The organism is Pseudomonas quebecensis, from assembly GCF_026410085.1.
Classification (GTDB): Bacteria; Pseudomonadota; Gammaproteobacteria; order Pseudomonadales; family Pseudomonadaceae; genus Aquipseudomonas; species Aquipseudomonas quebecensis.
This window is the reverse complement of sequence record NZ_CP112866.1, coordinates 1,008,669-1,035,149: the sequence shown is the minus strand read 5'-3', so window position 1 is coordinate 1,035,149 and position 26,481 is coordinate 1,008,669. Positions and strand designations below refer to the sequence as shown.

The 26,481-nt window shown below is 59.9% G+C and carries 26 protein-coding genes; 9 read left to right on the top strand and 17 right to left on the bottom strand.

The genetic code is table 11. The annotated features are described in order from the left end of the window. Positions 1-100: 100 nt before the first annotated feature. The 3 genes from OSC50_RS04900 (at position 101) to OSC50_RS04890 (ending at position 2,916) form a co-directional block, all read left to right on the top strand. Positions 101-1,516: an MFS transporter gene (locus OSC50_RS04900; RefSeq protein ID WP_253509089.1), complete on the top strand. Its 1,416-nt coding sequence runs from the start codon at positions 101-103 to the stop codon at positions 1,514-1,516. Positions 1,517-1,646: 130 nt separating this feature from the next. Continuing rightward, positions 1,647-2,141, top strand: coding sequence for a hypothetical protein (locus tag OSC50_RS04895; RefSeq protein WP_181080127.1), 495 nt, complete (start codon positions 1,647-1,649; stop codon positions 2,139-2,141). 337 nt (positions 2,142-2,478) lie between these two features. Beyond that, on the top strand, positions 2,479-2,916 hold the full coding sequence (locus OSC50_RS04890) for a GNAT family N-acetyltransferase (protein ID WP_266247511.1): 438 nt from the start codon (positions 2,479-2,481) through the stop codon (positions 2,914-2,916). 203 nt (positions 2,917-3,119) lie between these two features. Here the strand turns inward: OSC50_RS04890 and def are convergent, their stop codons facing one another. The 3 genes from def to OSC50_RS04875 form a co-directional block, all read right to left on the bottom strand. Further along, complete coding sequence (gene def / locus OSC50_RS04885) at positions 3,120-3,659, bottom strand: peptide deformylase (RefSeq protein ID WP_181080126.1); 540 nt, start codon at positions 3,657-3,659, stop codon at positions 3,120-3,122. Positions 3,660-3,662: 3 nt separating this feature from the next. Next, positions 3,663-4,613, bottom strand: coding sequence for a YihY/virulence factor BrkB family protein (locus OSC50_RS04880; RefSeq protein ID WP_253509092.1), 951 nt, complete (start codon positions 4,611-4,613; stop codon positions 3,663-3,665). 182 nt (positions 4,614-4,795) lie between these two features. Continuing rightward, on the bottom strand, positions 4,796-4,981 hold the full coding sequence (locus OSC50_RS04875; RefSeq protein ID WP_266246499.1) for a CsbD family protein: 186 nt from the start codon (positions 4,979-4,981) through the stop codon (positions 4,796-4,798). Positions 4,982-5,180: 199 nt separating this feature from the next. Between OSC50_RS04875 and OSC50_RS04870 the strand changes: the two genes are divergently transcribed. Further along, complete coding sequence (locus OSC50_RS04870; RefSeq protein ID WP_181080123.1) at positions 5,181-5,558, top strand: hypothetical protein; 378 nt, start codon at positions 5,181-5,183, stop codon at positions 5,556-5,558. Between the two features lie 58 nt (positions 5,559-5,616). Here OSC50_RS04870 and fadD1 read toward each other — a convergent pair whose 3' ends face one another. Then, complete coding sequence (fadD1, locus tag OSC50_RS04865; RefSeq protein WP_181080122.1) at positions 5,617-7,308, bottom strand: long-chain-fatty-acid--CoA ligase FadD1; 1,692 nt, start codon at positions 7,306-7,308, stop codon at positions 5,617-5,619. 390 nt (positions 7,309-7,698) lie between these two features. Next, entirely contained in the window at positions 7,699-9,387 is a 1,689-nt protein-coding gene (gene fadD2, locus OSC50_RS04860; RefSeq protein ID WP_181080121.1) for a long-chain-fatty-acid--CoA ligase FadD2, read from the bottom strand. 203 nt (positions 9,388-9,590) lie between these two features. On the opposite strand from fadD2, the gene OSC50_RS04855 reads away from it, so the two are divergent. Both OSC50_RS04855 and OSC50_RS04850 read left to right on the top strand, forming a co-directional pair. Then, a complete protein-coding gene (locus tag OSC50_RS04855) occupies positions 9,591-10,535 on the top strand; it encodes an alpha/beta hydrolase (protein ID WP_181080120.1) in 945 nt (314 codons plus the stop codon). Positions 10,536-10,587: 52 nt separating this feature from the next. Then, the gene (locus OSC50_RS04850) at positions 10,588-11,058 is read left to right on the top strand and encodes a MaoC family dehydratase (RefSeq protein WP_003175719.1); all 471 of its coding nucleotides are present in this window, start codon (positions 10,588-10,590) and stop codon (positions 11,056-11,058) included. A 111-nt stretch (positions 11,059-11,169) separates the two neighbouring features. On the opposite strand, the gene OSC50_RS04845 is transcribed toward OSC50_RS04850, so the two are convergent. After that, positions 11,170-11,637, bottom strand: a complete 468-nt coding sequence (locus tag OSC50_RS04845; RefSeq protein ID WP_003175720.1) for a ferritin-like domain-containing protein — start codon at positions 11,635-11,637, stop codon at positions 11,170-11,172. Between the two features lie 207 nt (positions 11,638-11,844). Here OSC50_RS04845 and OSC50_RS04840 point away from each other — a divergent pair, with 207 nt between their 5' ends. Together OSC50_RS04840 and OSC50_RS04835 are read left to right on the top strand one after the other, a co-directional pair. Beyond that, a complete protein-coding gene (locus tag OSC50_RS04840; RefSeq protein WP_181080169.1) occupies positions 11,845-12,081 on the top strand; it encodes a DUF3820 family protein in 237 nt (78 codons plus the stop codon). A 12-nt stretch (positions 12,082-12,093) separates the two neighbouring features. Continuing rightward, complete coding sequence (locus tag OSC50_RS04835) at positions 12,094-13,275, top strand: aminotransferase class V-fold PLP-dependent enzyme (RefSeq protein WP_253509100.1); 1,182 nt, start codon at positions 12,094-12,096, stop codon at positions 13,273-13,275. 101 nt (positions 13,276-13,376) lie between these two features. Here the strand turns inward: OSC50_RS04835 and OSC50_RS04830 are convergent, their stop codons facing one another. From OSC50_RS04830 to zwf, 3 genes are read right to left on the bottom strand one after another with little or no spacing between them, the layout of a single operon-like run. Then, positions 13,377-14,042, bottom strand: coding sequence for a bifunctional 4-hydroxy-2-oxoglutarate aldolase/2-dehydro-3-deoxy-phosphogluconate aldolase (locus tag OSC50_RS04830; RefSeq protein ID WP_026067364.1), 666 nt, complete (start codon positions 14,040-14,042; stop codon positions 13,377-13,379). 17 nt (positions 14,043-14,059) lie between these two features. Next, positions 14,060-14,773: a 6-phosphogluconolactonase gene (gene pgl / locus OSC50_RS04825; protein WP_253509101.1), complete on the bottom strand. Its 714-nt coding sequence runs from the start codon at positions 14,771-14,773 to the stop codon at positions 14,060-14,062. After that, entirely contained in the window at positions 14,760-16,226 is a 1,467-nt protein-coding gene (zwf, locus tag OSC50_RS04820; protein WP_181080117.1) for a glucose-6-phosphate dehydrogenase, read from the bottom strand. Before zwf ends, pgl begins: the two co-directional genes overlap by 14 nt. Positions 16,227-16,445: 219 nt before the next feature. On the opposite strand from zwf, the gene OSC50_RS04815 reads away from it, so the two are divergent. Beyond that, entirely contained in the window at positions 16,446-17,306 is an 861-nt protein-coding gene (locus OSC50_RS04815) for a MurR/RpiR family transcriptional regulator (protein WP_181080168.1), read from the top strand. 117 nt (positions 17,307-17,423) lie between these two features. Here the strand turns inward: OSC50_RS04815 and OSC50_RS04810 are convergent, their stop codons facing one another. The 8 genes from OSC50_RS04810 to OSC50_RS04775 all read right to left on the bottom strand — a co-directional run bounded on the left by OSC50_RS04810 (position 17,424) and on the right by OSC50_RS04775 (position 26,408). After that, positions 17,424-18,269 (bottom strand): D-hexose-6-phosphate mutarotase, encoded by an 846-nt coding sequence (locus OSC50_RS04810; protein WP_266246506.1) that lies wholly within the window; start codon positions 18,267-18,269, stop codon positions 17,424-17,426. Positions 18,270-18,367: 98 nt separating this feature from the next. After that, the gene (locus tag OSC50_RS04805; RefSeq protein ID WP_181080115.1) at positions 18,368-19,714 is read right to left on the bottom strand and encodes a carbohydrate porin; all 1,347 of its coding nucleotides are present in this window, start codon (positions 19,712-19,714) and stop codon (positions 18,368-18,370) included. An 85-nt stretch (positions 19,715-19,799) separates the two neighbouring features. Next, positions 19,800-20,960, bottom strand: a complete 1,161-nt coding sequence (locus tag OSC50_RS04800; RefSeq protein ID WP_181080114.1) for an ABC transporter ATP-binding protein — start codon at positions 20,958-20,960, stop codon at positions 19,800-19,802. Positions 20,961-20,962: 2 nt separating this feature from the next. After that, positions 20,963-21,808 (bottom strand): carbohydrate ABC transporter permease, encoded by an 846-nt coding sequence (locus OSC50_RS04795; protein ID WP_253509105.1) that lies wholly within the window; start codon positions 21,806-21,808, stop codon positions 20,963-20,965. Then, entirely contained in the window at positions 21,801-22,709 is a 909-nt protein-coding gene (locus tag OSC50_RS04790; RefSeq protein WP_003175732.1) for a carbohydrate ABC transporter permease, read from the bottom strand. The genes OSC50_RS04795 and OSC50_RS04790 overlap by 8 nt, the downstream gene beginning before the upstream one ends. Positions 22,710-22,816: 107 nt before the next feature. Then, a complete protein-coding gene (locus OSC50_RS04785; RefSeq protein WP_253509107.1) occupies positions 22,817-24,103 on the bottom strand; it encodes an ABC transporter substrate-binding protein in 1,287 nt (428 codons plus the stop codon). Positions 24,104-24,207: 104 nt separating this feature from the next. Next, positions 24,208-25,467 carry a D-mannose isomerase gene (locus OSC50_RS04780; RefSeq protein WP_266246510.1) on the bottom strand — a complete coding sequence of 420 codons (1,260 nt, stop codon included), beginning with the start codon at positions 25,465-25,467 and terminating at the stop codon, positions 24,208-24,210. A 113-nt stretch (positions 25,468-25,580) separates the two neighbouring features. After that, positions 25,581-26,408 carry an ATPase gene (locus OSC50_RS04775; protein WP_181080110.1) on the bottom strand — a complete coding sequence of 276 codons (828 nt, stop codon included), beginning with the start codon at positions 26,406-26,408 and terminating at the stop codon, positions 25,581-25,583. Positions 26,409-26,481 lie beyond the last annotated feature (73 nt).

Below are 26,481 nucleotides of genomic sequence, written 5' to 3'. Positions count from 1 at the left end.
AATTAATCGCCAAATGTGCTCGGCGCCACCTGCAACTTAACAAGCAGCAGTTTCCGTTAGCCGGCTAAGATTCCAGGTCACTGCCCCTGGAATCTCAACCATGTCGACCCTCACCGCCTCAGCCACCGACGGCATCGACCCGTTGCGCGCTGCCCATATCAGCGCGCGCATCGACCGCCTGCCCGCCGTCGCCACCGTCTGGCGCCTGGTGGCGCTGCTGTCGATCGGTGGTTTTTTTGAGTTGTATGACCTGTTCCAGACTGCCTACATCAGCCCAGGTCTGATCAGCGATGGAATTTTCCACACCGGCAGCGAGGGTGTGTTCGGTTTCTCCGACCAGGCCGCGTTCGCCTCCGCGACCTTTCTGGGCCTGTTCCTCGGCGCCAGCCTGCTCAGTCCGATTGCCGACCGCTTCGGGCGCCGGGCGATCTTCACCTTTGCGCTGATCTGGTACACGGTGGCCACGGTGTTGATGGGCATCCAGACCTCCGCCCTGGGCATTATCGGCATGCGTTTTCTGGTGGGCATCGGCCTGGGCATCGAGCTGGTGACGATCGACGCCTACCTCTCGGAACTGGTGCCCAAGCGCATGCGCAGCTCAGCGTTTGCCTTCGCGTTTTTTATCCAGTTTCTGTCGGTGCCCGCCGTGGCGCTGATGTCGTGGTGGCTGGTGCCCCAGGCGCCATTCGGGATCGCCGGTTGGCGTTGGGTGGTGCTGACCAGTGCGGTGTTTGCACTGTTTATCTGGCAACTGCGCAAGCGTTTGCCGGAATCACCGCGTTGGCTCGCGCAACAAGGCCGCTTCGACGAGGCCGGGCAGATCATGGACAACCTGGAGAAGCACTGCCGCCAGGATCACGGCAAACCGCTGGACGAGCCCGAGCCAGAGGCCGTCAGCGTGCAGGGCAGCGGGCGTTTTGCCGATATCTGGCAGCCGCCGTACCGACGCCGGGCGTTGATGCTGATCGTGTTCCATGTGTTCCAGGCCATCGGTTTTTTCGGCTTTGGCAATTGGTTGCCGGCGTTGCTGTCGGGCCAGGGCGTGAGTGTGACCCACAGTTTGCTGTACGCGTTTATCATCACCCTCGCCTATCCGCTGGGGCCGTTGCTGTTCGTGAAGGTGGCCAACCGCTTTGAGAACAAGTGGCAGATCGTCGGCTCGGCCATGGGCGCGGTAATCTTCGGCAGCCTGTTCGCGCTACAGACCACGGCGGTGGGGCTGGTGTTCTGCGGGGTGATGATCACGTTCTGCAATGCCTGGCTGAGCTTCAGTTATCACTCGTACCAGAGCGAACTGTTCCCAACCAATATTCGCGCGCGCGCGGTGGGGTTCTGTTATTCGTTCAGCCGCTTGTCGACAGTGTTCAGCAGTCTGTTGATCGGGTTCATTCTCGAGCACTTGGGCACGCCCGGTGTACTGGCGTTTATCGCCAGCAGCATGTTGATCGTGATGATCACCATCAGTTGGTTCGGGCCACGCACGCGCAACCTGGCCCTGGAACATATCGCCCATTGACGGCAACGGTTGGCCGTCGGTGGGATAAGTTTTGCCGCCGACGGCGCGCCGCCCCAACAAAACCGGGGTGCCGGCACTCGGCATGCTATTTGCTCCAGCTGTGGCAACGAACATTTCACAGGTGACGATCATGCTGGTAAACAACAACACCCAAGCCGTGTCGACCGTTCAACAGATCAAGCGCCCCGACATGGACCCCGCCAACGCCGCCGCCAGCGCACTGTACAGCGGCGCTTTGCAAGCGGCGCAACAAGCCGTGACCGTACCGGCCGCGCAAAAGGAACTGGACAAGGCCACCGATCGTATCGATGAAGCCTTCGCCAAAACCCGTGTGCAATTGCAGACCAGTACCACCAGCGATGTGCCGGCCACCAACGCTACGTCCGGCGCACGCGCGGAGTTCACTGAGTACATGAGCAAATCTCCGGCCGAACGTATCCGTGAGCAATTGCTCAAGGAACAGGGGCTGACCGAGGCGGATGTGCAGAACATGTCGCAGGAAAAGCAGGACGCGATTTCCAAGCAGGTGGCTGAACGCTTGAAGCAGCAGCAGGAACAGCAAGTAGCGGCGAAGACGGCTGCGCCTCAGGCGCAAGCGCTGAAAGAGACCTTGGCGGCCATCTGACGTCACTGGCCGCGAGGTTTTTAAGCACTCACGAACGCTGCGGCCATTCCCGGATGATCGTGCCATCGAACGACTTCGCAAGCCTGCTCGCCCTTGAGCGAACAGGCGTTTGCGGATCAGTGCCCGAACAGACCTGTTTCGGATTTCTTGGCTTTCTTGTCTGCGCGTTTTTCATCGGCGGTCTTTGCCGGTTTTTTCTTCGCGGCTTTCTTTGAATCCATACCTTTGGCCATGTTGCGTACTCCGCTGTGAAGGGATGCAGCATTGGGTATACCACCTATTGCCCGGCAGAAGGCGCTTATAATCCTGGCCCCCTCACGACGCCTGCTTGAATACCATGCCCGAGTTGTCCATTGAGCCACTGCCAGCGCCCCTGTGGCCGCTGCTGAACAAATTTTACCGCCGCCACGACTCATCGATGAAGGCGCTCAAGGGCGGGCGTTTATGGGTGGCGCGCGATGGCGACATTGTCGCCGGGTTGTGCCTGACCCCCGTAGTGGGCGGGCAGTGGCTGACGGGCGTATTTGTGGCGCCGGATTATCGCGGCCAGGGTTTGGCGGCGCGGTTGATCCGTGAGGCAGTCGCGTCAGCCGAGGGCACGGTATGGTTGTTGTGCCATCCTGACTTGGAGCGGTTGTATCAGCGGATGGGCTTTACCCAGGACACGCGATTGCCGCAGTCCCTCAGCGAGCGGCTGGTGCGTTACAAGCGCAACAAACCGATGATCGCGATGGGCTTGGAATCGGGAGTGAGGTCGCCCTCGGATAGCCGGTGACAGGCAGGGAATGGCCCATGTTTTTTGTCTGGCACACCGCTGTGTCTGGAGAGAGGGCCGCTTCGCGGCCCGGCGCGGGGCAAGCCCGCTCACCACAACCACTTTGTGCGCCGATCCCCTGTGGTGAGCAGGCTTGGATTATGTGCAGCTAACTAAGGCTACTGGGCAAGCTCCTTCCCACATTCTGATCGGCATTTCTTTGTTTAATCGGCCGTAGTGGGATCCAGCTCCGGGAACATCACGTCGATGAAACCGAACTTGCTGAAGTCGGTGATGCGCGACGGGTATAAGCGGCCGATCAGATGGTCGCATTCGTGTTGCACCACCCGCGCATGGAAACCATCGGCAAAGCGCACGATAGGCTCGCCCTTGGGGTCGAAACCTTCATAGCGGATCTGCTGGTAGCGGTTCACCGCGCCACGCAGGCCAGGCACCGACAGGCAGCCTTCAAACCCCTCTTCGAGCACCGGGCTGAGCGGCGTGATCAACGGGTTGATCAGGATGGTCTGGGGCACGGGTGGCGCGTCCGGGTAGCGTTCGCTGCTCTCGAAGCCAAAGATCACCAGTTGCAGGTCGACGCCGATCTGCGGGGCGGCCAGGCCCACACCTCCTACGTGTTCCATGGTCTGGAACATGTCATCGATCAATTGCCACAGCTCGGGGCTGTCGAACATCTCCGGCGGAACCGGAGGGGCGATGCGCAGCAGGCGTTCGTCGCCCATTTTCAGGATTTCACGGATCATCGATCAGACTTCGTCAGTAGTGGGCTTGATGGAGTGGTCACGGCCAAGGCCGGACACGTGCTGTTTTTCCAAGGCCGGCGGCTCGTCGAAATCCTTCGCCCCGGGTTCCTTGCCTTCGGCTGACATGTGTTCGATCACGGCGTTCATCTCCGCGCCCAGCAGCAGCACCGCGGCGGAAATATAAAAGTACAGCAGCAACACAATGATCGCACCGATGCTGCCATACATGGCGTTGTAGTCGGCGAAGGTCTTGACGTAATAGCCAAAACCCAGGGAGGCGACGATCCACACCACCACCGCCAGCACCGAGCCCGGCGTGATAAAGCGAAACTTCTGCTCGACATCGGGCATCACGTAGTACATCAACGCCACGGCAAACATCAGCAGGATCACGATCAGCGGCCAGCGCAGGATGGTCCACAGGGTCACCACGAACTCCTGCATACCGATCTGCCCCGCCAGCCACTCCATCACTTGAGGGCCGAGCACCATCAGCGCGGCAGCGGCCAGCAGCATGCCGGCGATACCGATGGTATAAAAAATCGACAGCGGAAAACGCTTCCAGATCGGCCGACCTTCGACCACGTCGTAGGCCGCGTTCATCGCGCTCATCATCAGGCGAACACCGGCCGAGGCCGTCCACAGTGCAATCACGATACCTACCGAGAGCAGGCCACCTTTGGATTGCTGCAGCTGGTCGATCACCGGGTTGACCTGCTCCAGCGCCTGGGGCGGCAGCACCAGCTCCGATTGCAGGCGCAGCCAGCTGAAGAAGTCCGGCAGGTGCAGGAAACCGATCAGGGCGATCAAAAACAGCAGGAATGGAAACAGCGAGAACAGCATCTGGTAAGCCAGCGCCGACGCGTAGGTGGGCATTTCGTCATCGACGAATTCCTTGATGGTGCGAAACAGCACGGTGTGCAGCTTGAGGCCATCAAGTACGGGAAAAATCATAGCGTCTCCTTTCGCCGCAAAGAGGAAAAGATCGTGGGCGACTCAAGAGCCGTTTTCTACCTCAAAGTAGCCCATCTGGCGACTTTGAAACAATTTCCAAAGTTTAGTTGCAGCGCAGGACATAAAAACGGCCATCCGTGGATGGCCGCAGGACGACGGGTTTGCACCCGCCCAAGCCAGCATTACTTAGTGGCTTTTTTGACGGCATCCTTGGTCTTGCCGACAGCCTGCTGGGCTTCGCCTTTCTTCTCTTGAACCACACCTTCAGCACGCAGTTTGTCGTTATCGGTCGCTTTGCCGACACCTTGCTTGACGTTACCAACCACTTCGTTGGCCAAACCTTTTGCCTTATCCGCTGTGCTGCCCATGGTATTTCTCCGAAAGAACAATCAAGGGTTTTTGGTCATTACCTAAAGATTGACCGGGGGCCGTTCGGCAGAGTTTCAATTATTTCAACGTGCATTTGATCGTCGCGCACAGGTTGGGCTTTATGTTTTGCGGCCAACCCACGAGAATGCGCGGCACATTCAGGCTATTACGCTGAATAACAGATCCCGTAGGAAGGTTATGAAACTCAATAAAGCACAGGCCATTGCCCGCAGAAACCAGGAATTGGGCGGTGCCGTACTCGGCGTCAACAATTGCCATTTCACCGACCTGGACCGTAAACGCAATATCTGGTGGTTCGATCTGCCGGTGGCGCGGATTGCGGTGGGTCAGTACGAGTGGATTCACTTGTTGATGCATAACGCCGAATCCGACCAGTTGCTGCACCTGAAGGTGCCGACGGCGTTTCTGCGTGAAAAACTCGAAGGGTTGGTGGTGCGTAATGCGGGCAAGCGCAAGCCGGAGATCACCTTGGAGCTGAGCGCGGACAAGGACTCGTTCTTGAAGGACGTGCGTCCGGCGGGTGCAGGTGTGAGCTTCGCGCAGTTCGCTCTGTAAGAGCCGCAGTCAAAAAAATGTGGGAGGTGGCTTGGCCCCCTCCCACATTTGAATTGCATTACTTTTTAAGCCCGAGCTTCTTCAGCTCTTCGTCGCGCAACTCGCGACGCAGGATCTTGCCTACGTTGGTAGTCGGCAAGGCATCGCGGAATTCCACGGCCTTGGGCACCTTATAGCCGGTAACGTTAGCGCGCATGTGCTCCATGACCTGCTCTTTGGTCAGGGTCGCGCCCGGCTTGACCACGATAAACAGCTTGATGTGCTCACCGGATTTCTCGTCCGGCACACCGATGGCCGCGCATTGCAACACGCCCGGCAGGCCGGCCAGCACGTCTTCCAGCTCGTTGGGGTACACATTGAAGCCGGAGACCAGGATCATGTCCTTCTTGCGGTCGACAATGCGCATATAGCCATCGGGCTGGATGATCGCGATGTCGCCGGTCTTGAGCCAGCCTTCGCTGTCGAGCATCTCGTCGGTGGCGTCCTGGCGCTGCCAGTAGCCCTTCATCACTTGCGGGCCCTTGACGCACAATTCGCCGGTTTCGCCCAGCGCCAGCTCGGTGCCGTCGTCGGCAATGACCTTGCACACCGTCGAGGGCACCGGAATGCCGATGGTGCCGATCTGGATATGCTGGATCGGGTTGACTGTGGCCACCGGGCTGGTCTCGGTCATGCCGTAACCCTCACAGATGCCGCAACCGGTCACGGCTTTCCAGCGCTCGGCCGCCGCCAATTGCAGGGCCATGCCGCCCGACAGGGTGACTTTCAGTGCGGAGAAGTCCAGCTTGCGGAAAGCCTCGTTGTTGCACAGCGCCACGAACAACGTGTTCAGGCCGACAAAGCCACTGAACTTCCACTTCGACAGTTCCTTGACCATCGCCGGCAGGTCGCGCGGGTTGCTGATAAGGATGTTGTGGTTGCCGATCAGCATCATCGCCATGCAGTGAAAGGTGAACGCGTAGATGTGGTACAGCGGCAGCGGCGTGATCAGGATCTCGCAACCTTCATTGAGGTTTGAGCCCATCAGCGCCTTGCACTGCAGCATGTTGGCCACCAGGTTGCGGTGGGTCAGCATCGCGCCCTTGGCCACGCCGGTGGTGCCGCCGGTGTATTGCAGCACGGCCACATCGCTGCTGAGCGGACTGGCGTCGCTGACCGGTTGGCCACGGCCTTTGGCGAGCACGTCGTTGAACTTGACGGCCTGGGGCAAGTGATACGCCGGGACCATCTTTTTCACGTACTTGATGACGCTGTTGATCAGCAGGCGCTTGAGCGGCGGTAGCAGGTCGGCGACTTCGGTGACGATCACATGCTTGACGGCGGTCTTGGGCACGACCTTTTCCGCCAGGTGAGCCATGTTGGCCAGGCACACCAGCGCTTTGGCGCCGGAATCGTTGAACTGGTGTTCCATTTCCCGCGCGGTGTACAGCGGGTTGGTGTTGACCACGATCAGGCCGGCGCGGATGGCACCGAACACAGCGACCGGGTATTGCAGGACGTTGGGCAGTTGCACGGCGATTCGATCGCCTGGCTTCAAGTCGGTATGCTGTTGCAGGTAAGCGGCAAAGGCGCCGGACAGTTCGTACAATTCACCGTAGGTGATTGTCTTGCCCAGGTTGCTGAAAGCCGGTTTGTTGGCGAAGCGCTGGCAGGACTGTTTCAGTACCGCCTGAATATTTGGATACTCGTCTGGATTGATGTCTGCAGCAATCCCGGCGGGGTACTTATCCTTCCAAAAGTCTTCGTTCATGGAAGCCCACTCCTCAGCGACGCGAATTCATCATCGCATTTGATGCGATTATTATTGGTGTATGTTTTTTTAGGTGAGTCCGGCGCGTTCAAGCAGGCCGAGAGGTCACAAAGCGCGCCGAGAGTAGCAGCTTTGCCGAGGGCCGACTAGAGCCAAAAGAGGCCCCTACAGTCATAAACATGACTCAAGAATATCCAATAGTCATTTTTAGAGCAAAAATTCTATACGACCTGAAAAGGCTCTAGAACAGGGCTTGACAGGTTAAACACAGACGAATGTGAGAGGGGGCCTGCTCCCGATGGCAGTGGATCAGTCGATACAAATGCTGACTGTTCCACCGCCATCGGGGGCAAGCCCCCTTGCACATTTTGATTGCATTTCACTTCGCGGTCAGGCGATCTCGCGCAGCTCCCTGCGCAGGATCTTGCCCACCGGCGTCATCGGCAACGACTCACGCAAGACGATGTGCTTGGGCACTTTGTAGCCGGTGAAGTTGGCCTTGCAGTAGGCCTTCAGTTCTTCAAGGCTAACGCCCTGAGAACGCGCTACCACGAACAGCTTTACCGCTTCCCCGGTGCGCTCGTCCGGCACGCCGATCACCGCACAACTGGCCACCGCCGGGTGGGCCATTACCACGTCTTCGATTTCGTTGGGGTATACGTTGAAACCGGACACGATGATCAGGTCTTTCTTGCGGTCGACGATGCTCACAAAACCGTCGCTGTCGATCACCGCGATATCCCCGGTTTTCAGCCAGCCCTCGGCATCCAGGGTTTCGGCGGTTGCCGCCGGCTGTTGCCAGTAGCCTTTCATCACCTGCGGGCCCTTGATGCACAATTCGCCGCGCTCCCCCAGGGGCAATTCGTGGCCTTCGTCATCGATCACTTTCATCGCCGTACCCGGCACCGGCATGCCCACGGTGCCCAGCCGCGACTGGCTGCCGTAAGGATTGGTGCTGGCCACCGGCGAGGTTTCGGTCAGGCCGTAGCCTTCGCCGATGGTGCAGCCGGTCAGGGCCTTCCAGCGCTCGGCGGTGGCCTTGACCAGGGCAGTACCGCCGGAATTGGTGATCTTGAGGTGGGAGAAATCCAGGGTCTTGAAGTCCGGGTGGTCCATCAGCGCCACAAACAGGGTGTTCAACCCCAGCAGGCAGGAGAACCGCCATTTTTTCAACTCCTTGATAAACCCACCGATGTCGCGGGGGTTGGTGATCAGCACGTTGTGGTTGCCGGTCACCATCATGCACATGCAGTTCGCGGTGAAGGCATAGATGTGGTACAGCGGCAGCGGCGCAATCATCACCTCCTGCCCTTCGCGCACCAGCGGCTGACCGTTGTCGCTGACCTGGGACATGCACGCCCGCGCCTGCTGCATATTGGCGACCAGATTGCCGTGGGTCAGCATCGCGCCCTTGGCCAGGCCGGTGGTGCCGCCTGTGTATTGCAACACGGCGATGTCATCCAGGGTCACCGGGTGGCGGGTCACGCCCAGGCCCGCCCCCATGCGCAGCGCGCGCTTGAACGACACGGCGCGCGGCAGGTGGTAGGCCGGGACCATCTTCTTGACCTTGTCGACGACGGTGTTGACCAGCCAGCCTTTGACCGCGGGCAGGAAGTCGCCCATTTTCGCTTCGATCAGGTAGTCGATCTCGGTGTCCGCGCACACCTCCTGCACCCGTGAACCGAACAGGTTGAGGTAGACCAGCGCGCGCACGCCGGCATCCTTGAACTGGTGGCGCATCTCACGCGGGGTGTACAGCGGGTTGGTGTTGACCACGATCAGCCCGGCGCGCAGCGCGCCGAACACGGCAATCGGGTAATGCAGCACGTTGGGCATCTGCACCGCGATGCGCTCGCCGGGCTTGAGGTCGGTGTGATGCTGCAGGTAGCCGGCGAACGCCGCGCTCTGGCGTTCAAGCTCGGCGTACGTGAGGGTGATGCCCATGTTGCTGAATGCCGGACGGTCGGCGAACGCCTTGCAGGACCGCTCGAACACTTCGATCACCGACTTGTAGGTGGTGAGGTCGATGTCATTGGGAACGCCCGCCGCACGTTTGTCATTCCAGAAATCAGGTTGCATTATTCTTATTCCCCTTGCCCGCATGTGTCCGGCCGCCTTTATAGAAAGCGGAGCTTTGGGGACGTTAGCAGCTATGGCCAAACAGGCAAATACACTGAACTGTGTCATTGATTGTATGAATCTTGCCGCTGATGCGCAGGCAGATACCCCGCCCCTCACCCGATCAGCGATACACTGCAACGACCCGGAGCAAAGGAATCGCCATGAACCCGTCCACCTTCTGGCTGACCGCCAACGATCACACTCGTCTCTACGTGAATCAATGGATGCCGCAGGCTCCGATCAAGGCCGTGGTGATGGTGTCCCATGGCATGGCTGAGCACAGCGGGCGCTATGCGCGGCTGGCCCAGGCGCTGTGCGACGCGGGCTACGGCGTGTACGCGCCGGACCAGCGCGGTCATGGCCGGACCGCCGATGAAGGTACTCTGGGGTTGTTCGCCGAGCGCGACGGTTGGAGCAAAGTGGTGGGCGATCTGGCCAGCCTCAACCAGCACATCGGCCAACAGCATCCGGGGCTGCCGATCGTGCTGCTGGGGCATAGCATGGGCAGCTACATCGCCCAGGCGTACCTGCTGCACCACAGCGCCAGCCTGCATGGGGCGATTCTCAGCGGGTCGAATTTCCAGCCGGTGGCGCTGTACCGCGCCGCCCGCCTGATCGCTCGCGCCGAACGCCTGCGCCAAGGCGTGCGCGGTCGCAGCGCGCTGATTGACTTTCTGTCGTTCGGCTCATTCAACAAAGCATTCAAACCCAATCGCACAGCTTTCGACTGGCTCAGCCGCGACCCGGACGAGGTGGATAAGTACATCAACGATCCACTCTGTGGCTTTCGCTGCACCAACCAATTGTGGGTGGACCTGCTCGGCGGCTTGCAGCAGATCAGCAAAGCGTCCAACCTGCGGCAGATCGATCCGGGCCTGCCGATTCTGGTAATGGGCGGCGAATGTGATCCGGTCAGTGAGGGCAAGCGTCTCACCCACCTGGCCCAGGCCCTGCAAGCGGCCGGCTGCCAGCACCTGCAGCTGACTATTTACCCGCAGGCGCGTCATGAAGTGTTCAACGAAACCAATCGTTCGCAAGTCACGGCGGATGTACTGACATGGCTGGACCACGCCCTGAGCTTGCATCGGCCGCCCCGCTGCGAATAACTTTTCCTTTGAAATCAAAAAATTACCGATTATCTACAGGATGCACCTTGAGATGACCCAGGTTACCAATACCCCGTACGAAGCCCTTGAAGTCGGCCAGACCGCCAGCTACAGCAAAACCGTTGAAGAGCGCGATATCCAGCTGTTCGCCGCCATGTCCGGTGACCACAACCCGGTGCATTTGGATGCGGAATACGCGAAGGCGACCATGTTCAAGGAGCGTATCGCCCACGGCATGTTCAGCGGCGCACTGATCAGCGCAGCGGTCGCCTGTGAGTTGCCTGGGCCGGGTACCATTTACATCGGCCAGCAGATGAGTTTCCAGAAGCCGGTGAAGATTGGCGACACCTTGACCGTGCGCCTGGAAATCCTGGAAAAACTACCCAAGTTCCGCGTGCGCATTGCCACCCGTGTGTTCAACCAGCGCGATGAGCTGGTGGTGGATGGCGAGGCGGAGATCCTCGCACCGCGTAAACAGCAGGTGGTGACCCTGACCGAACTGCCGCCGATCAGCATCGGCTGAATACAAATGTGAGAGGGGGCTTGCACCCGATTGCGGTAAGTCAGTCATTAAACATCGACTGATTCACTGCTATCGGGAGCAAGCCCCCTCCCCGTTTACTACGCGGTAAGCTTACGACTGAGCGCGAGCCTGGTTACGCAGGGCTTTCACTTGGTCGTGATTGCGTTGTACGCCATGGTACTGACGCTCAACCAGGTCACGAATGCCCAGCAGGTTGTGCTTGTTGATCTTCTCGATCGCTTCACGGTAAGCCTTGAGTGCGTGGTCTTCACCGCGCTCGGCTTCGTTCAGCACAGCCTCTTCATCTTTACCGGTCACCATCGACTTAACGTCGACCCAACCACGGTGCAGTGCGCCGGCAACGCTGCCGGAATCTTCCGGATCACCACCCAGGGCACGCACGGCGGTTTTCAGCTCGGCGGCAGCGGTGGCGCAATCAGCAGAACGCTTGGCAAACAGCGCCTTGAGTTCTGGGTGCTTGATGTCTTCAGCGCACTCTTTGAAACCTTTTTGACCGTCGATGCTGGTTTCGATCAGGTCGTTCAGTACAGAGATCGATTCTTTGTTGATGTCAGTCATTTTTCAATTCCTTATGTGGGTTGAGAAAGGTTGTCTTAATGATTGCAGCGCTCGTGCCAGGTTTTGAAAAATAACTTTATTGTTTAAATTCAAATAGTTACGAAATATTGAACCATCTGTATCTACGTTATTTGCATGATCTGTCATTTGGCCTTCATGCAGAATGCCTGTATTTTCCAAGACCAACCTCGTAACTGCCTGACGCCCATGAACCCGGAAAAGCTGGAACTGCTGGTCACCCGCGAAATGCCCTTCGGCAAATACAAGGGCCGGATCATCGCCGACCTGCCCGGCCCTTACCTGAATTGGTTCGCCCGTGAAGGTTTCCCCCACGGCGAACTGGGCGGTCTGCTGGCACTGATGCAGGAAATCGACCACAACGGCCTGTCAGAACTGCTCGACCCACTGCGCGCCAAGCACGGCAAACCCGCCCCACGCCATTAAGAGCCCACGCCCATGCCCTGCAATGCCGATAACGAAGCGCACTGGCAAGCCATCGCCCAGCGCTATGACTGTGAGCCAGGCCCGATCAATCTGGAAAATGGCTACTTTGGTCGCATGAGCCGTGCGGTCCAGGCGCAATACCTGGAGCATGTAGCGTTTATCAACCGCAGCAATGCGGTGTATGTGCGCCAGCGCTTTGAACAAGGCGAGAGCGTCGAGATCCGGCGCCAGCTCGCCGCCTTGATCGAAGTGGACCCCGAGTCGGTGGCGTTCACCCGCAACGCCACCGAAGCCTTGCAGTCGCTGATCCGCAATTACAATCGCCTGCAGCCGGGCGACCAGGTGCTGATCAGCGACCTGGAGTACGACACGGTCAAGGGCGCCATGCGCTGGCTGGCGGCGCATCGCGGTGTGGAGGTTGTCGAACTGTCCCACACCCACCCGGCCAGTTTCGACAGCCTGCTACAGACCTATCGCGATGCCTTCGCCCAACACCCGCGCCTCAAACTGATGGCTCTGACCCACGTCACCCATCGCACCGGGCTGGTGATGCCGGTAGCCGACATTGCTCAGGCTGCGCGGGCCCACGGCGTAGACGTGATCCTCGACGGTGCCCACGCCCTGGGCCAGATCGATTTCAACCTCGCCGAACTGGGCATCCAATTCGCCGGGTTCAACCTGCACAAGTGGATCGGCGCGCCGTTGACCCTGGGCTTTTTATACATCGCGCCGGAGCGCCTGGCCGATATCGACACGGACATGGGCGAATTTCACTACCCGACCACCGATGTACGCGCGCGTACCTCCTACAGCACGCCGAACTTTCCGGCGCTGATGACCCTGCCGCGGGTACTGGACGAGCATCGGGCGCTGGGCGGCGCGGCAGCCAAGGGCGCGCGGGTCAATTACCTGCGCAATGTGTGGGTGAGCCAGGTGCGGGCATTGCCGGGGATCGAGGTGCTGACGCCGGACGATCCAAGGTTGTATTGCGGGATTACCGCTTTCAAGTTCAGCGGTCGTGACCAGCAGGCGATGGCGGAGCGTTTGCTCAAGGACTACAACCTCTTCACCACGACGCGCGTCGGGGCATCGTTCGGGACGTGCATTCGGGTCACACCGGGGTTGGTCACCTCGGTGGCCGACATCCATCATCTGATCCATGCCATCACCGAACTGCACCACCGCCCTCGTTAGAAGCGAGCTTGGCGTTATTGCAGGCAAAAAAAAGCGGTACACCGACCAAGTGCACCGCAAAAATGCCGTTAAGCACAGCAACAACGATTCGGTAAATCAGATCAATCCAGCAGCGCCAGCGCCTGAGCGGTGACTTCCTGAATACGTGCCCAGTCGCCGTTCTTGACCCACTCTGGGTCGAGCATCCAGCTGCCGCCCACGCACATCACGTTTTTCAAGGCCATGTAGCTTTTGATATTGGCCGGGCCGACGCCGCCGGTGGGGCAGAACTTCACTTCGCCGAACGGGCCACCCAACGCCTTGATCGCCGCTACGCCACCGCTGACTTCAGCGGGGAACAGCTTGAAACGACGGTAGCCCAGGCCATAGCCTTCCATGATGCCGGACGCATTGCTGATGCCCGGCAGCAGCGGGATCGGGCTGTGTACCGAGGCTTCCAGCAGGTCGCGGGTGATCCCGGGGGTAACGATGAACTGCGAGCCGGCCACTTCCGCCGCCTCCAGCATGTGACGATCAAGCACAGTACCGGCACCGGTGCACAGCTCAGGACGCTGCTCGCGCAGGACCTGGATGGCCTTGAGGCCGAACTCCGAACGCAGAGTCACCTCCAACGCGGTCAAACCGCCAGCCGCGAGGGCATCGGCCAGCGGCAGAATGTCCTGTTCGCGGGCGATGGTGATCACCGGCAGGATCCGCGCCTTGGCGCAGAGGCTGTCGATCAAGGCAACTTTATCCGCCATGGACACGGTCGGTTGTGGGCTTTTCATAGCGGCTGATCCTTGGCTCATGGGCACCAGTAAATCTCTAAAGTAGGTTGCAAAAACGCGCGAATCGGCATGGCGGCGACATCGTCTCCGGCCAGCGCGGCGCTCAAGGTGGTCAATTTCGAACTGCCGGAGATCGACAGTACGGTGTAGTGGGCCGTGGCCAGCAACGCGCGACTCATGGTCAGGCGCTGGTGCGGCACGGTCGGCGCCAGCATTGGCCAGCAACGGCGGGTACCGTCGGGCTGCAGGGCTTCGTTCAGGTTCGGGCTGTTGGGAAACAGCGAGGCGGTGTGGCCGTCATCGCCCATGCCCAACACCAGCACATCGATGGCCGGCAGTTCGGCCAGCAGGCGGTCGGCCTGCTCGGCAGCTTCTTCAAGGTTCGCGGCAGCGCTGTACAGGCTTAGGAACCGCGCCTTGGCGGCCGGGCCCTGCAACAGGTACTTCTTCAACAGGCCGGCGTTACTGTCGGCGTGTTCCACCGGTACCCAGCGCTCGTCGGCCAGCGTGATGGTGACCTTCGACCAGTCCAGGCCCTGCTTGGCCAGGTTCTGGAAAAACGCCACCGGGCTGCGCCCACCGGATACGACCAGGGTCGCGACGCCGCGGGCACTGATGGCCGTGCGCAGTTGCTCGGCCACATCGTTGGCCAGGCCGTCCGCCAGCAACGCAGGCGTACGGTACTCATGAGCGTTGACGCCTTGCGGCAGTTTCAATTCAGATATCGCCATACCACGACCTCCCATCCCGCGTGATCAGTGCAATGGAGCTCATCGGCCCCCAGGAGCCCGCTGCATACGGCTTGGGCGCATCACCGGATTTCTTCCACCCGGCGATCAACTGGTCACACCACTTCCACGCGGCTTCGATTTCATCTTTGCGAACAAACAGGTTCTGATTGCCGCGCATCACTTCCAGCAGCAGACGCTCGTAGGCATCGGGGATGCGCGCGCTGCGATAGGTATCGGAAAAATTCAGTTGCAGCGGGCCGCTGCGCAGTTGCATGCCCTTGTCCAGCCCCTGTTCCTTGGTCATTACACGCAAGGAAATCCCTTCGTCCGGCTGCAGGCGGATGATCAACTTGTTGCTGATCTGCAGGCGCTGCTCGGGAGCGAAGATATAGTGGGACGGTTCCTTGAAATGGATAACGATCTGCGACAGTTTTTGCGGCATGCGCTTGCCGGTACGCAGGTAGAACGGCACTCCGGCCCAACGCCAGTTACGGATATCGGCCCGCAGGGCGACGAAGGTTTCGGTGTCGCTCTGAGTGTTGGAGTTCTCTTCTTCCAGGTATCCGGGCACCGGCTTGCCGGCGCTGTAGCCGGCGATGTATTGGCCACGCACCACTTGGGTGGTCAGACCGTCCGGGCTGATCGGCGCCAGGGCCTTGAGCACCTTGACCTTCTCGTCGCGGATACTGTCGGCGGACAGGTCGGCCGGTGGGTCCATGGCGATCAGGCAAAGCAGCTGCAACAGGTGGTTCTGGATCATGTCACGCAGCTGGCCGGCTTTGTCGAAGTAACCCCAGCGGCCTTCGATGCCGACCTGCTCGGCCACGGTGATTTCCACGTGGGAAATGTAGTGCTGGTTCCACTGGGTTTCGAACAGGCTGTTGGCGAAACGCAGCGCGATCAGGTTCTGGACGGTCTCTTTGCCCAGGTAATGGTCGATGCGATAGGTGCGGTTTTCCGGGAAAAACTGCGCCACGGCGTCGTTGACCTTGCGCGAGGACTCCAGGTCCGAACCGATCGGCTTTTCCAATACCACACGGGTGTTGTCCGCCAGGCCGACCTTGGACAGGTTCTCGCAGATCGCGCCATACACCGCCGCCGGGGTGGCGAAGTAAGCGATCAAGCGTTGTTCGGTGCCGGCCTTTTCGGCCAGGGCCACATAGTCGTCGGCTTTCAAGAAATCGACGTGAACATAGGTCAGGCGCGCCAGAAAGCGCTGGGCGATGCTCTCGTCCAGTTCCTTGCCGACGTACTTGCGCAGTTCTTTTTCGATATGGGCCAGGTGCTGCTGCTCGGAACCGGCTTCACGGGCCAGGGCCAGGATGCGTGTGTCATCGTGCAGGAGCCCGGCACCATCAAGCTGATACAGGGCAGGAAACAACTTGCGCAGCGCCAGATCACCCAAGGCGCCAAACAGGGCAAAGGTGCAGGGTTCTACGGTTATCGAAGGCATGATGTTTGTTCTTTTATCAAGTTAAGCTACAAATACCTTTTTTCAAGGTATCACTCAAGGAAAAATGTAGTAATAACCACAACATTTTCCCGAAATACGCATTGCGTGTGGTGGTGTTCAGCTACCCTCAGTAGGATAGGCCACCGCAACAGGCCGCTCGTCGATTGCTTGCCGGCCTTAATTTGCATCGTCGCCCGAAGGAAAGACTGAATGGACCGCGTGCGAAATCTTCTGGAGCAGATCCAGAACCGCCTCGAAGACTTGAACAAGGCAGAGCGCAAAGTCGCTGAAGTCATCCTGCTCAACCCGCAGCAGGCCACACGCTTCTCGATCGCCGCCCTCGCCCAGGCCGCCTCGGTCAGTGAACCGACGGTCAACCGTTTCTGCCGCTCATTTGGCGTCAGCGGTTACCCTGAACTCAAATTGCAGCTGGCGCAAAGCCTGGCCAGTGGCGCGGCGTACGTCAGCCGCGCCGTGGAAGCCGATGATAACCCCGAAGCCTACACCCAGAAGATCTTTGGCAGCGCCATCGCCTCCCTGGACAGCGCCTGCCAGGCCCTGGACCCTAACCTGATCAGCAAGGCCGTGGATTTGCTGATTCAGGCCCGGCAGATCCACTTCTTCGGCCTCGGTGCTTCGGCCCCGGTGGCGATGGATGCCTTGCACAAGTTCTTTCGTTTCAACCTGGCGGTCACCGCCCATGCCGATGTGCTGATGCAGCGCATGATCGCCTCGGTGGCGCATACCGGTGAGTTGTTCGTGATCATTTCCTACACCGGGCGTACCCGCGAGTTGGTGGAAGTGGCGCGCATCGCGCGGGAAAACGGTGCATCGGTACTGGGTGTAACCGCCGAGAACTCGCCACTGGCCAAGGCCAGTACCGTGAGCCTGAATATTCCATTGCCGGAAGACACCGACATCTATATGCCGATGACGTCGCGGATCATTCAGCTGACGGTGTTGGACGTGCTGGCCACCGGCATGACGTTACGCCGCGGCGTGGATTTCCAGCCGCATTTGCGCAAGATCAAAGAGAGCTTGAATGACAGCCGGTATCCGGTGGGGGATGAGTTTAACTAAGCTCCAATCGCTACCAGCAATACCGCCGCCATCGCGGGCAAGCCAGCTGCTCCCACAGGGGAATGCGTTCCAAATGTGGGAGCGGGCTTGCCCGCGATAAGGCCATAAGCAACAACGCTAAACTCCAGCCCGAGCCTGCAAACTCAGGTGCGCCCTCTCCCCCGGCGCCAGGCTCGCCCCGGCCATCGCCGACTCCACGCACACAAACCCTGACGCCTCGTTAAAGCTCACGCCCAACAATGGTCGACTGCCCGGATGCCACACCACGGTGTCGGCACTCTCGCCAGTATCGATGCACAGTTCGCGCTGCCAGGCGTGATCCTTGAGGTGCAGTTCGCCCTCGTGCTGAAACACCCGTTGACATCCGCCCTCCACGCGCAACTCGCCCTCCTGCTGACACACCTGGCGATTGAGCTGATCGTAACCTTGCGCACCGTCGAGCCCAGACAGCGCTATCTCGTCGACGTGACCAATACGCCAGTAAGCGTGCAATGCATGGCTCAACTGGCATGGCAGTTCGTCCTGATGCTCGGTGCTCAGGCGCAATTCCAGGGTCTCGCCAAGGTGCGCGTGCAGGTCCACCTGCCAGTCACACAGTTGCAACTGCCAGTGCAGGCGCACGCCTTCGTCGTCGTTGCTGCTGTCGAGCAGCTTCCAGTCGATCAGCCGGGCCCAGCCATGGGACGGCCAGGCGTTTTCGCTGGGGTGGCGGCCATACCAGGGCCAGCACACCGGCACGCCGCCACGAATGGCGCCGACCTGCGGCCACTTGGCCGCGCACCATAGCCAGGGTTTCTGGCCACGGGGCTGAAAATGCAGCAGTTGCGCGCCCTGGCGACTGAACACCGCCTGGCACAGCGGATGGTCGATCACCAATACATCGCGCATCTGAAAGCGCTCCCAGGCAAACACGGGGCGCGGGCGCAGAGATTTGAAAAAGCGTTGCAGCGGATGCTCAGGCATGTGCCACGGTCCTGTATCACAGTGCTGCGCAAAAAAAAGCGGATAGCCATGGCTATCCGCAAAATGCGCACAGAGAGAAGGAGCTTATCGCACCAGCGTTAGAACTGAGACTGAATTTTCAGGCCAGCCACCAGCGCGTTGTCGACTTTGTCCACGCCGCCAGGTTGCACGACGTATTGCAGGTTGGGGCGTACGGTCAGCCAGTTGGTGACGTGGAAGCCGTAGTTGAGTTCGAAGTTGTATTCGGTTTCGCGGATCGGCGTGTACAACGGGTTGTCGTAATCGCTGACACCGTTCGCGGCGTTGAGCAGCTCAGAGTTACGCTTCACGTCGTTGTTGACATGCAGACGCGCGGCACCAATGCCGACGTCGTCTTTTGGACGCGCATCGAATGGGCCTTTGTACACCAGCATGAGCGACTGATAGTTGTCGACCAGGTTGGTTTCCTTGTCGTGGAAGGTGGCGTTGGCTGCGATGTTCAGGCCGCGCGACGCGTCGCCGTTATGGGTGGTGAGTTGCTGCTGCGCAACGAACCAGTAGCCTTTCTTGCTGCTGCGGGTACGGAAGTCAGCGCCACTGAGGACCGCATCGCCACCGTTGACGTCCTTACGCACGTCCGGAGCATCGGCTGCGCTCTTGTAGTAACCCACACGGTATTCGCCCGGCAGGTTATTCACCTTCGGCGACCAGACCAATTCAACCGGGATCACAGTACCCTTGGTGCCGCTGCCGCTGAGCTTGAAGCCATTGCCATGCTCCAGCTGCGATGGGTTCTGGTTGTAGGCGCCGATCTGGGCGTACAGCTCAGGCGTAATGTTGTACTTCACGCGGATAGCCGCCTGGCTGACTGGCCAGTTGTACCAGGTGTTGACGTAGTTACCGACCTGGGAGCCGCAGAACGACAGGTTCTGGAAGTCGCACGGGAAGGTGTTGAAGTCTTCGCCTTCACCGAAGTAGCCCAGTTTTACGTCCAACTTGTTGTCGAACATCTGGTGCTGGATCCAGAACTGGGTCAAACGCACCATGTGGCCACGGCCGTACACTTCCTGCGACGAGCTCAAGGTGCCGGCACGTGGGTCGCCGATACGGTCGTTGGAAATGTTCTGGCCATTACGATTGGTCAGCTGGATCTTGGCCTGGGTGTTATCCCAGCCCCACAGTTTTTGCAGGTCCAGTGCCACGCCAAGGCCGAACTGGTCGGAGTAGCGACCGGTCTTGTCGTTGTTGTAACCGCCGTGGGCGTTGTAGCCCATCTCTCCGACATAGTCGGCCTTGATGTCGATACCTTGCTCGATCAGCTTGGTACGCTCGCCGCCCCAATCGCCGGTCATCCACTTGGAGTCGGCACTGAAGGCATCGGCCGCCATCGCATTGGCGGACAATACCAGGGCTGCTGCTGCTGACAGTTGGCAGATCAGCCGAGTGTTGTTGTGCTGCTTTTTCATCCCTACATCCTCGTCTTTATTGTTATTAAACTGTTTTTATCTAACGCGGGTTACATTTTTTAACTAAAACAACAACTTATCTTACTCAGCGGCCCTTGAACTGGGTCACGTTGTCGGCGTGCCCCGGTACCGGCAATGCGGCGACTGTGCCCAGGCGCTCGCCGGTGTTGGCGTCAAACAGCAGGACCTTGGCCGGGTCGAACTGCAGCGTCAGGGTCTCGCCCACCTGCGGCGCCACATCGGGCGCCAGGCGGCAGCAGACCTTGGTGTCGTTGAGCTGCACGAATACCAGGGTGTCCGGGCCGGTGGGCTCGGTGACCTGGACTTCGGCACGAATGCTCGACGAGCCGTTACCCTCGCCCGCCGCCAGCACGATCTGCTCCGGGCGCAGGCCCAGGATCACATCGCGGTCTTCCAGCCCGGCGTCGTTCATGCCCAGCGGCAACTCGCAACGAGCCTGGCCGCTGTCGAGCAGCGCCACCAGCCTTCCGTCTTTGCGTTTTAGACGCATAGGAACGAAGTTCATCGGTGGTGAACCGATAAAGCTTGCCACAAATAGGTTAGCAGGGTCGTTGTAAATTTCTTTCGGCGTACCGAATTGCTGGATGATGCCGTCCTTCATGACCGCCACTTTGTCGCCCAGGGTCATCGCTTCGATCTGGTCGTGAGTCACGTAAACCGTGGTGGTTTTGAGGCGTTGGTGCATCAACTTCATTTCGGTGCGCATCTCGACACGCAGCTTGGCGTCGAGGTTGGACAGCGGTTCGTCGAACAGGTAGATCTTCGGCCGACGCGCCAGGGCCCGGCCCATGGCCACGCGCTGTTGCTGGCCGCCGGAGAGTTGGCCCGGCTTACGGTTGAGCAGGTGTTCGATCTGCAGCAGCTTGGCCACGCGCGCCACTTCGGCGTCGATATCGGCCTGGGGCATCTTGCGGATTTTGAGGCCGAATTCGATGTTCTCGCGCACGCTCATGGTCGGGTACAGGGCGTAGGACTGGAACACCATGGCGATGTCGCGATCCTTGGGGCTCATGCCGCTGACATCCTGATCGCCGATCATGATCGCGCCGCCGGTGATGGTCTCCAGGCCGGCGATGCAGTTCATCAGCGTGGATTTACCGCAACCCGAAGGGCCGACCAGAATCAGGAATTCGCCTTCCTTGATCGACAGTTCGATGTTCTTCAAGGTGTCGGGCAGGCCGGCGCCATAGGTCTTGTTTACATTGCGAAGTTCAAGCGTAGCCATGATTACCCCTTGACCGCGCCGGCCGTGAGGCCGCGCACGAAATACTTGCCTGCGATCACATAGACCAACAGGGTCGGCAGCCCGGCGATCATCGCCGCCGCCATATCCACGTTATATTCCTTGGCCCCGGTGCTGGTGTTGACCAGGTTGTTCAGTGCCACCGTGATGGGCTGCGAGTCGCCGCTGGAGAACACCACGCCGAACAGGAAGTCGTTCCAGATCTGGGTGAACTGCCAGATCAGGCAGACCATGATGATCGGCGTCGACATCGGCAGAATGATCTGACGGAAAATGGTGAAGAAACCCGCACCGTCCAGGCGTGCGGCCTTTATCAGCGCATCCGGGATGCTCACGTAGTAGTTACGGAAGAACAGCGTGGTGAACGCCAGGCCGTAGACCACGTGCACAAACACCAGGCCCGTGGTGGTGCTGGCCAGGCCCATCTTGCCGAGGGTGAACGATGCCGGCAGCAGCACGGTCTGGAACGGCAGGAAGCAGCCGAACAACAGCAAACCGAAGAACAGCTGCGAACCCCGGAAGCGCCAGAACGACAGCACATAGCCATTCAACGCGCCGATGGCGGTGGAGATCAGCACGGCCGGAACGGTGATCTTGATCGAGTTCCAGAAGTAACCATCCACGGTATCCCAGGCTTTGACCCAGCCGATGCCGGAAACCACGGTCGGCCAGCTCAGCAGGTTGCCGGTGCTGATGTCTTCCGGGGTCTTGAAGCTGGTGAGCAGCATCACCACCAGCGGCACCAGGTACAACAGCACCGCAAGGATCAGCACTGCGTAGATCGCGATGCGACTCAGGCTGATGGAAGGTTTGGAAGCGAAACTAGTCATTACGTTTGGTCCTCAGCTCGGAGTAGAGGTAAGGCACGATGATCGCGAGGATCGCACCGAGCATCAGGATTGCACTGGCCGAGCCCATGCCCATCTGGCCACGGCTGAAGGTGAACGAATACATGAACATCGCGGGCAGGTCGGACGAGTAGCCCGGGCCGCCGGCGGTCATGGCCGCCACCAGGTCGAAGCTCTTGATCGCAATGTGCGCCAGGATCATCACCGCACTGAAGAACACCGGACGGAGGCTGGGCAGCACTACGCTCCAATAGATGCGCGGCAGGCTGGCGCCATCGATCTGGGCCGCACGGATGATCGATTGATCAACACCACGCAGGCCAGCGAGAAACATCGCCATGATGAAGCCCGAGGCTTGCCATACAGCCGCGATCACCAGGCAGTAAACGACGCGGTCCGGGTCGATCAGCCAGTCCAGGCGGAAACCTTCCCAGCCCCAGTCACGCAGGAGTTTGTCCAGGCCCATGCCCGGGTTGAGCAGCCATTTCCAGGCGGTACCGGTGACGATCATAGAGAGCGCCATCGGATACAGGTAAATGGTGCGGATAAAGCCTTCGCGGCGGATTTTCTGGTCGAGGAAAATCGCCAGTGTCACGCCGATCACCAGGGTGATGCCGATGAACATGCCGCCAAACAGCGCCAGGTTCTTACTCGCTACCCACCAGCGATCGTTGTCGAACAACCGCTCGTATTGCGCAAGACCGGCCCATTTGTAACTGGGCAGGAATGTAGACGTGGTGAACGACAGTACAAACGTCCACAGGATGTAGCCGTAGAAGCCCACCAGCACGATGAACATGCTGGGCGCCAGCACCAGTTTAGGTAGCCAGCGCTGCAGTGCATCGAACGGCGAGGCTTTGCTGAACACAGCAACAGAACTCATGGGGAAATCCAATAGTAAGACTGAAGGCAGCTACAAGCGGCAAGCTACAAGCGTCAAGACATACCGCGCCCGCTTGCAGCTCGTAACTTGCAGCTTGTAGCGAGTTCCTACTTGGCAGACTTGATCGCAGCGCCAAGTTTCTTAGCGGTGTCGGCCGGGTCGGCTTTCGGGTCGTTGATGTAGTTGGTCACGACATCAAAGAACGCGCCTTGCACGGCCAGGGTGGTGGCCATGTTGTGCGCCATGCTTGGTTGCAGGCCACCGGTCTTGGCATCGGCCAGGAAGTCTTTAGCCGCGGTCTGGGCGCAAGAGTCGAAGCCGAGCTTGTCCATTTCATTGAGCATGTCGGTTCGAACAGGGATCGAGCCCTTGTTGATGCTGAAGACTTTCTGGAAGTTTTCACCCAGCACGACTTTGGCGATGTCCTGCTGACCGGCCGCAGTGCCTTTGTCTTTCTGCTTGAACACCGCCAGGGAGTCGATGTTGTAAGTGAAGGCTTTGTCGGTGCCTGGGAAGGCTACGCACTCGTAGTCCTTGCCGGCGACTTTCTTGGCGGCGGTCCACTCGGACTTGGCCCAGTCACCCATGATCTGCATACCGGCCTTGCCGTTGATGACTTTGCCGGCTTCCAGGTTCCAGTCCTGGCCTTTGCCGTCGACGTCCATGTAGGTCGCAACTTTCTTCAGCTCAGTCAGGGCCTTGACCATTTCCGGGCCAGTCAGCGCGGCGTTATCCAGGTCGACCAGGGCTTTCTTGTAGCCATCGGCGCCCATCACCGACAGGACTACCGCTTCGAACACGGTGCTGTCCTGCCAAGGCTGGCCACCGTGGGCGAGCGGGATGAAGCCCGCGGCCTTGAGCTTGTCGCCGGCTGCGTAGAATTCTTCGAGGGTGGTGGGGTTCTTGGTGATACCGGCTTTCTTGAAGACTTGCGGGTTGATCCACAGCCAGTTCACACGGTGGATGTTGACCGGCACGGCAACGTAGTCACCGTCGTACTTCACGGTATCGGAGACTTTCTTGTCGAGCAGGGAATCCCACTTCTCTTCTTTGGCGACGTCTTTGAGCACGTCGGTGTCGAGCAGGCCGGTGGACGCCCATTCCTGGATGTCGGGGCCTTTGATCTGGGCTACGCCCGGTGGGTTGCCGGCCACGGCACGGCTCTTGAGCACGGTCATGGCAGTGGCGCCACCGCCGCCGGCGACGGCACCGTCTTTCCAGGTGAAGCCGTCTTTCTCAACTTGGGCCTTCAGGACATCCACAGCCGCTTTTTCGCCACCCGAGGTCCACCAATGCACCACTTCCACCGTACCTTTGGAGTCGGCGGCAAATGCACTGAGGGGGAACAACGAGGCAACGGAAATAGCAACGGCGAGGCGATTAATCGCGTTCATCTGAGTACCTTTTTTTGTTGTTATGCATGCAAGTCTTAGGCTTGCGCTGCACGGAGTTTAAACATGGATTTTCAGGGCGCAGGTAACAAAGGGATGCACAAACGTCACCACTTGGTGACATAAGTACCGGCGTTCAATGCGCTGGTCATGCTGGGCGCCAACGGCAGTGCCGGCAGCACCACCGCTTGCCAGGCATGGTACAGGTCAGGCTTGCCGCCCCAGATCCTGCTGCTGGGCTGGTTGTGCGGGTTGAGTTCGTGGTGCCAGCTGCCGTCGGCGCGGTCAATGAAGTGGTTGTCACAGAATTCCCAGATACGCCGGTACCAGGTTTCGTAGTGCAATTGACCCGTGCGCTTGAGCAGAGCCTGGGCGGCGGCGCTGGCCTCGGCGTGGGTCCAGTGCAGGCGTTCGCGCACCACCGGGCGGTGGTTCCAGTCCAGGGTGTAGACAATTCCGGGAGCACCGTCCACGGCCCAGGCATATTCGCAGGCACTGGCGAACAGGCCTTTGGCGTCAGTCAGCAGCCACGCCGGGGTGGGCAGGCCGGCTTCCAGGCGCGCGGCCTCCAGGTGCAGCAACAGCCGTGCCCACTCGAAGCCATGGCCAGGGGTGATGCCATAGGGGCGAAAACCGTCGGCGGGGTTGTCTTCGTTGTAGGCCAGCAAAGGTTGCCAGTGCACGTCGAAATGTTCGATCACCATGAACTGGTTGCCGGCGGCGTGTTGGTGAATCACGCGCTCGACGATGCGCAGCGCGCGGTCCAGCCAGCGCGTGTCGCCGGTGACATCGGCCAGCGCGAGAAAGGCTTCGGTGGCGTGCATGTTGCTGTTGGCGCCGCGATAAGCTTCCAGGCCGCTCCAGTCCTGGGCAAAGGACTCAAGCATCGCGCCCTCCTCTTCGCTCCAGAAAAACTGCTCGATGATATGCATCGCATCGTTGAGCAACTGTTGAGCCCCCGGTGCGCCGGCTACCACCGCCGAACTGGCCGCCAGGGCCACGAATGCGTGCAGGTAGGCGGCCTTGCCTCGATTTCCATCCACCGCACGGGGCGCGGCAAACCAACCGCCGTGTTCAGGGTCGCGCAACGGGCCGCCGAGGGCGGCGACACCATGGGCCACCAGATCGGCATAACCGGGCAAGCCCATGGCATGGGCCATGGCGAAGCTGTGGGTCATGCGGGCGGTATTCATGGTTTCGGCGCGGGCGTCGGCGGGCAACTGGCCGGTGGCGTCGAGGTTGCCGAAGCCTTCGGGCACTCGGGACGCCTTGGCGAACCCCAGCAGACGTTGGCCTTCAGCAGCGAGCCAGGCGTGATGGGCAGGTGCATTCAGCCAACTGCCGGCAGGCAGTGGTTGGGTGGTCATGGGTGGCCCTTATTGTTTTTTGTAGGATGACCGGAGTCTAAACAAGGGCAACCGGAGGGCAAGTAACGAAGGAGACGGAAAATGTCACCAGACGGTGACATTTACTTGTGCGATCACTGGGCAGGCGTGCCGATCTGGCGCTGCAGGTTCTGCACCTGGCTTTGCAAGGTGGTGATATTGCGCGTGGTCTGGATGCGGAACACATCGAATTCCTTATTGGTAGGCGCATCGCTGTTGAGCGGTTGCGTCTCCTGCGCGCTCTTGAGCACGACCAGCTCCTGCTCGATACGGGCAATCGCGGCGCTCGGATTGCCCTGTTTTTTCAAGGCGGCCACATCGGCGGCCAGCTCCTTGAGTTCCGCATCGCGCTTGCCGGCATCGCCCTGGGCGGCCTTGAGGGTTGCCACGGCATCGGTCAGGGCCTGCACCTGGCCTTGCAGCTTGGCGTTGGCGTTGGACAGGTCGGTCGTGCTGGCGGTCATCTGGGCCAGACGTTTGTCCAGCTCGGTGGCCTGGCCGGCCACGCCTACCTGCTGCTTACCCTGCTCCATCAATTGGGTTTCCAGCTGTTTAATCTGTTGCTTGAGCGCCTCGCTGCCGTTGTTCACGTTGGCCTCGCTGGCTACCACCTTGCCGGAAATATCCTGCAGGCGCCCGGCCGCTTCTTCACTGATGCGCGCAAAGCTTTCCTGGGTCGCAACCAATTGCTGGCCCATCAGGGAAATCTGCTGGAAGCTCCACCACGCCAGGCCGGCGAAGGCGATCAGTAACGCGCCGACCAAGGCCCACAGCGGGCCGGTGCTGGCGCTCTTGACCTTGACCACGGGCGTGGTGCGCGAGCGCACCGACGTGGCGGGGGTCGGTTCGAAATCCTCGTCGTCCCCGTGGTCGGCCCGCAGGCTGGGAACGTTGTCGAAATCGTCGTTGGCATCGTTACGCATGGATCAACCCTGAATCATCGAAGTGGCTGGCTGGAACGCCGAGCGACGGGAGTATAAACCGCACTCGCGCCGC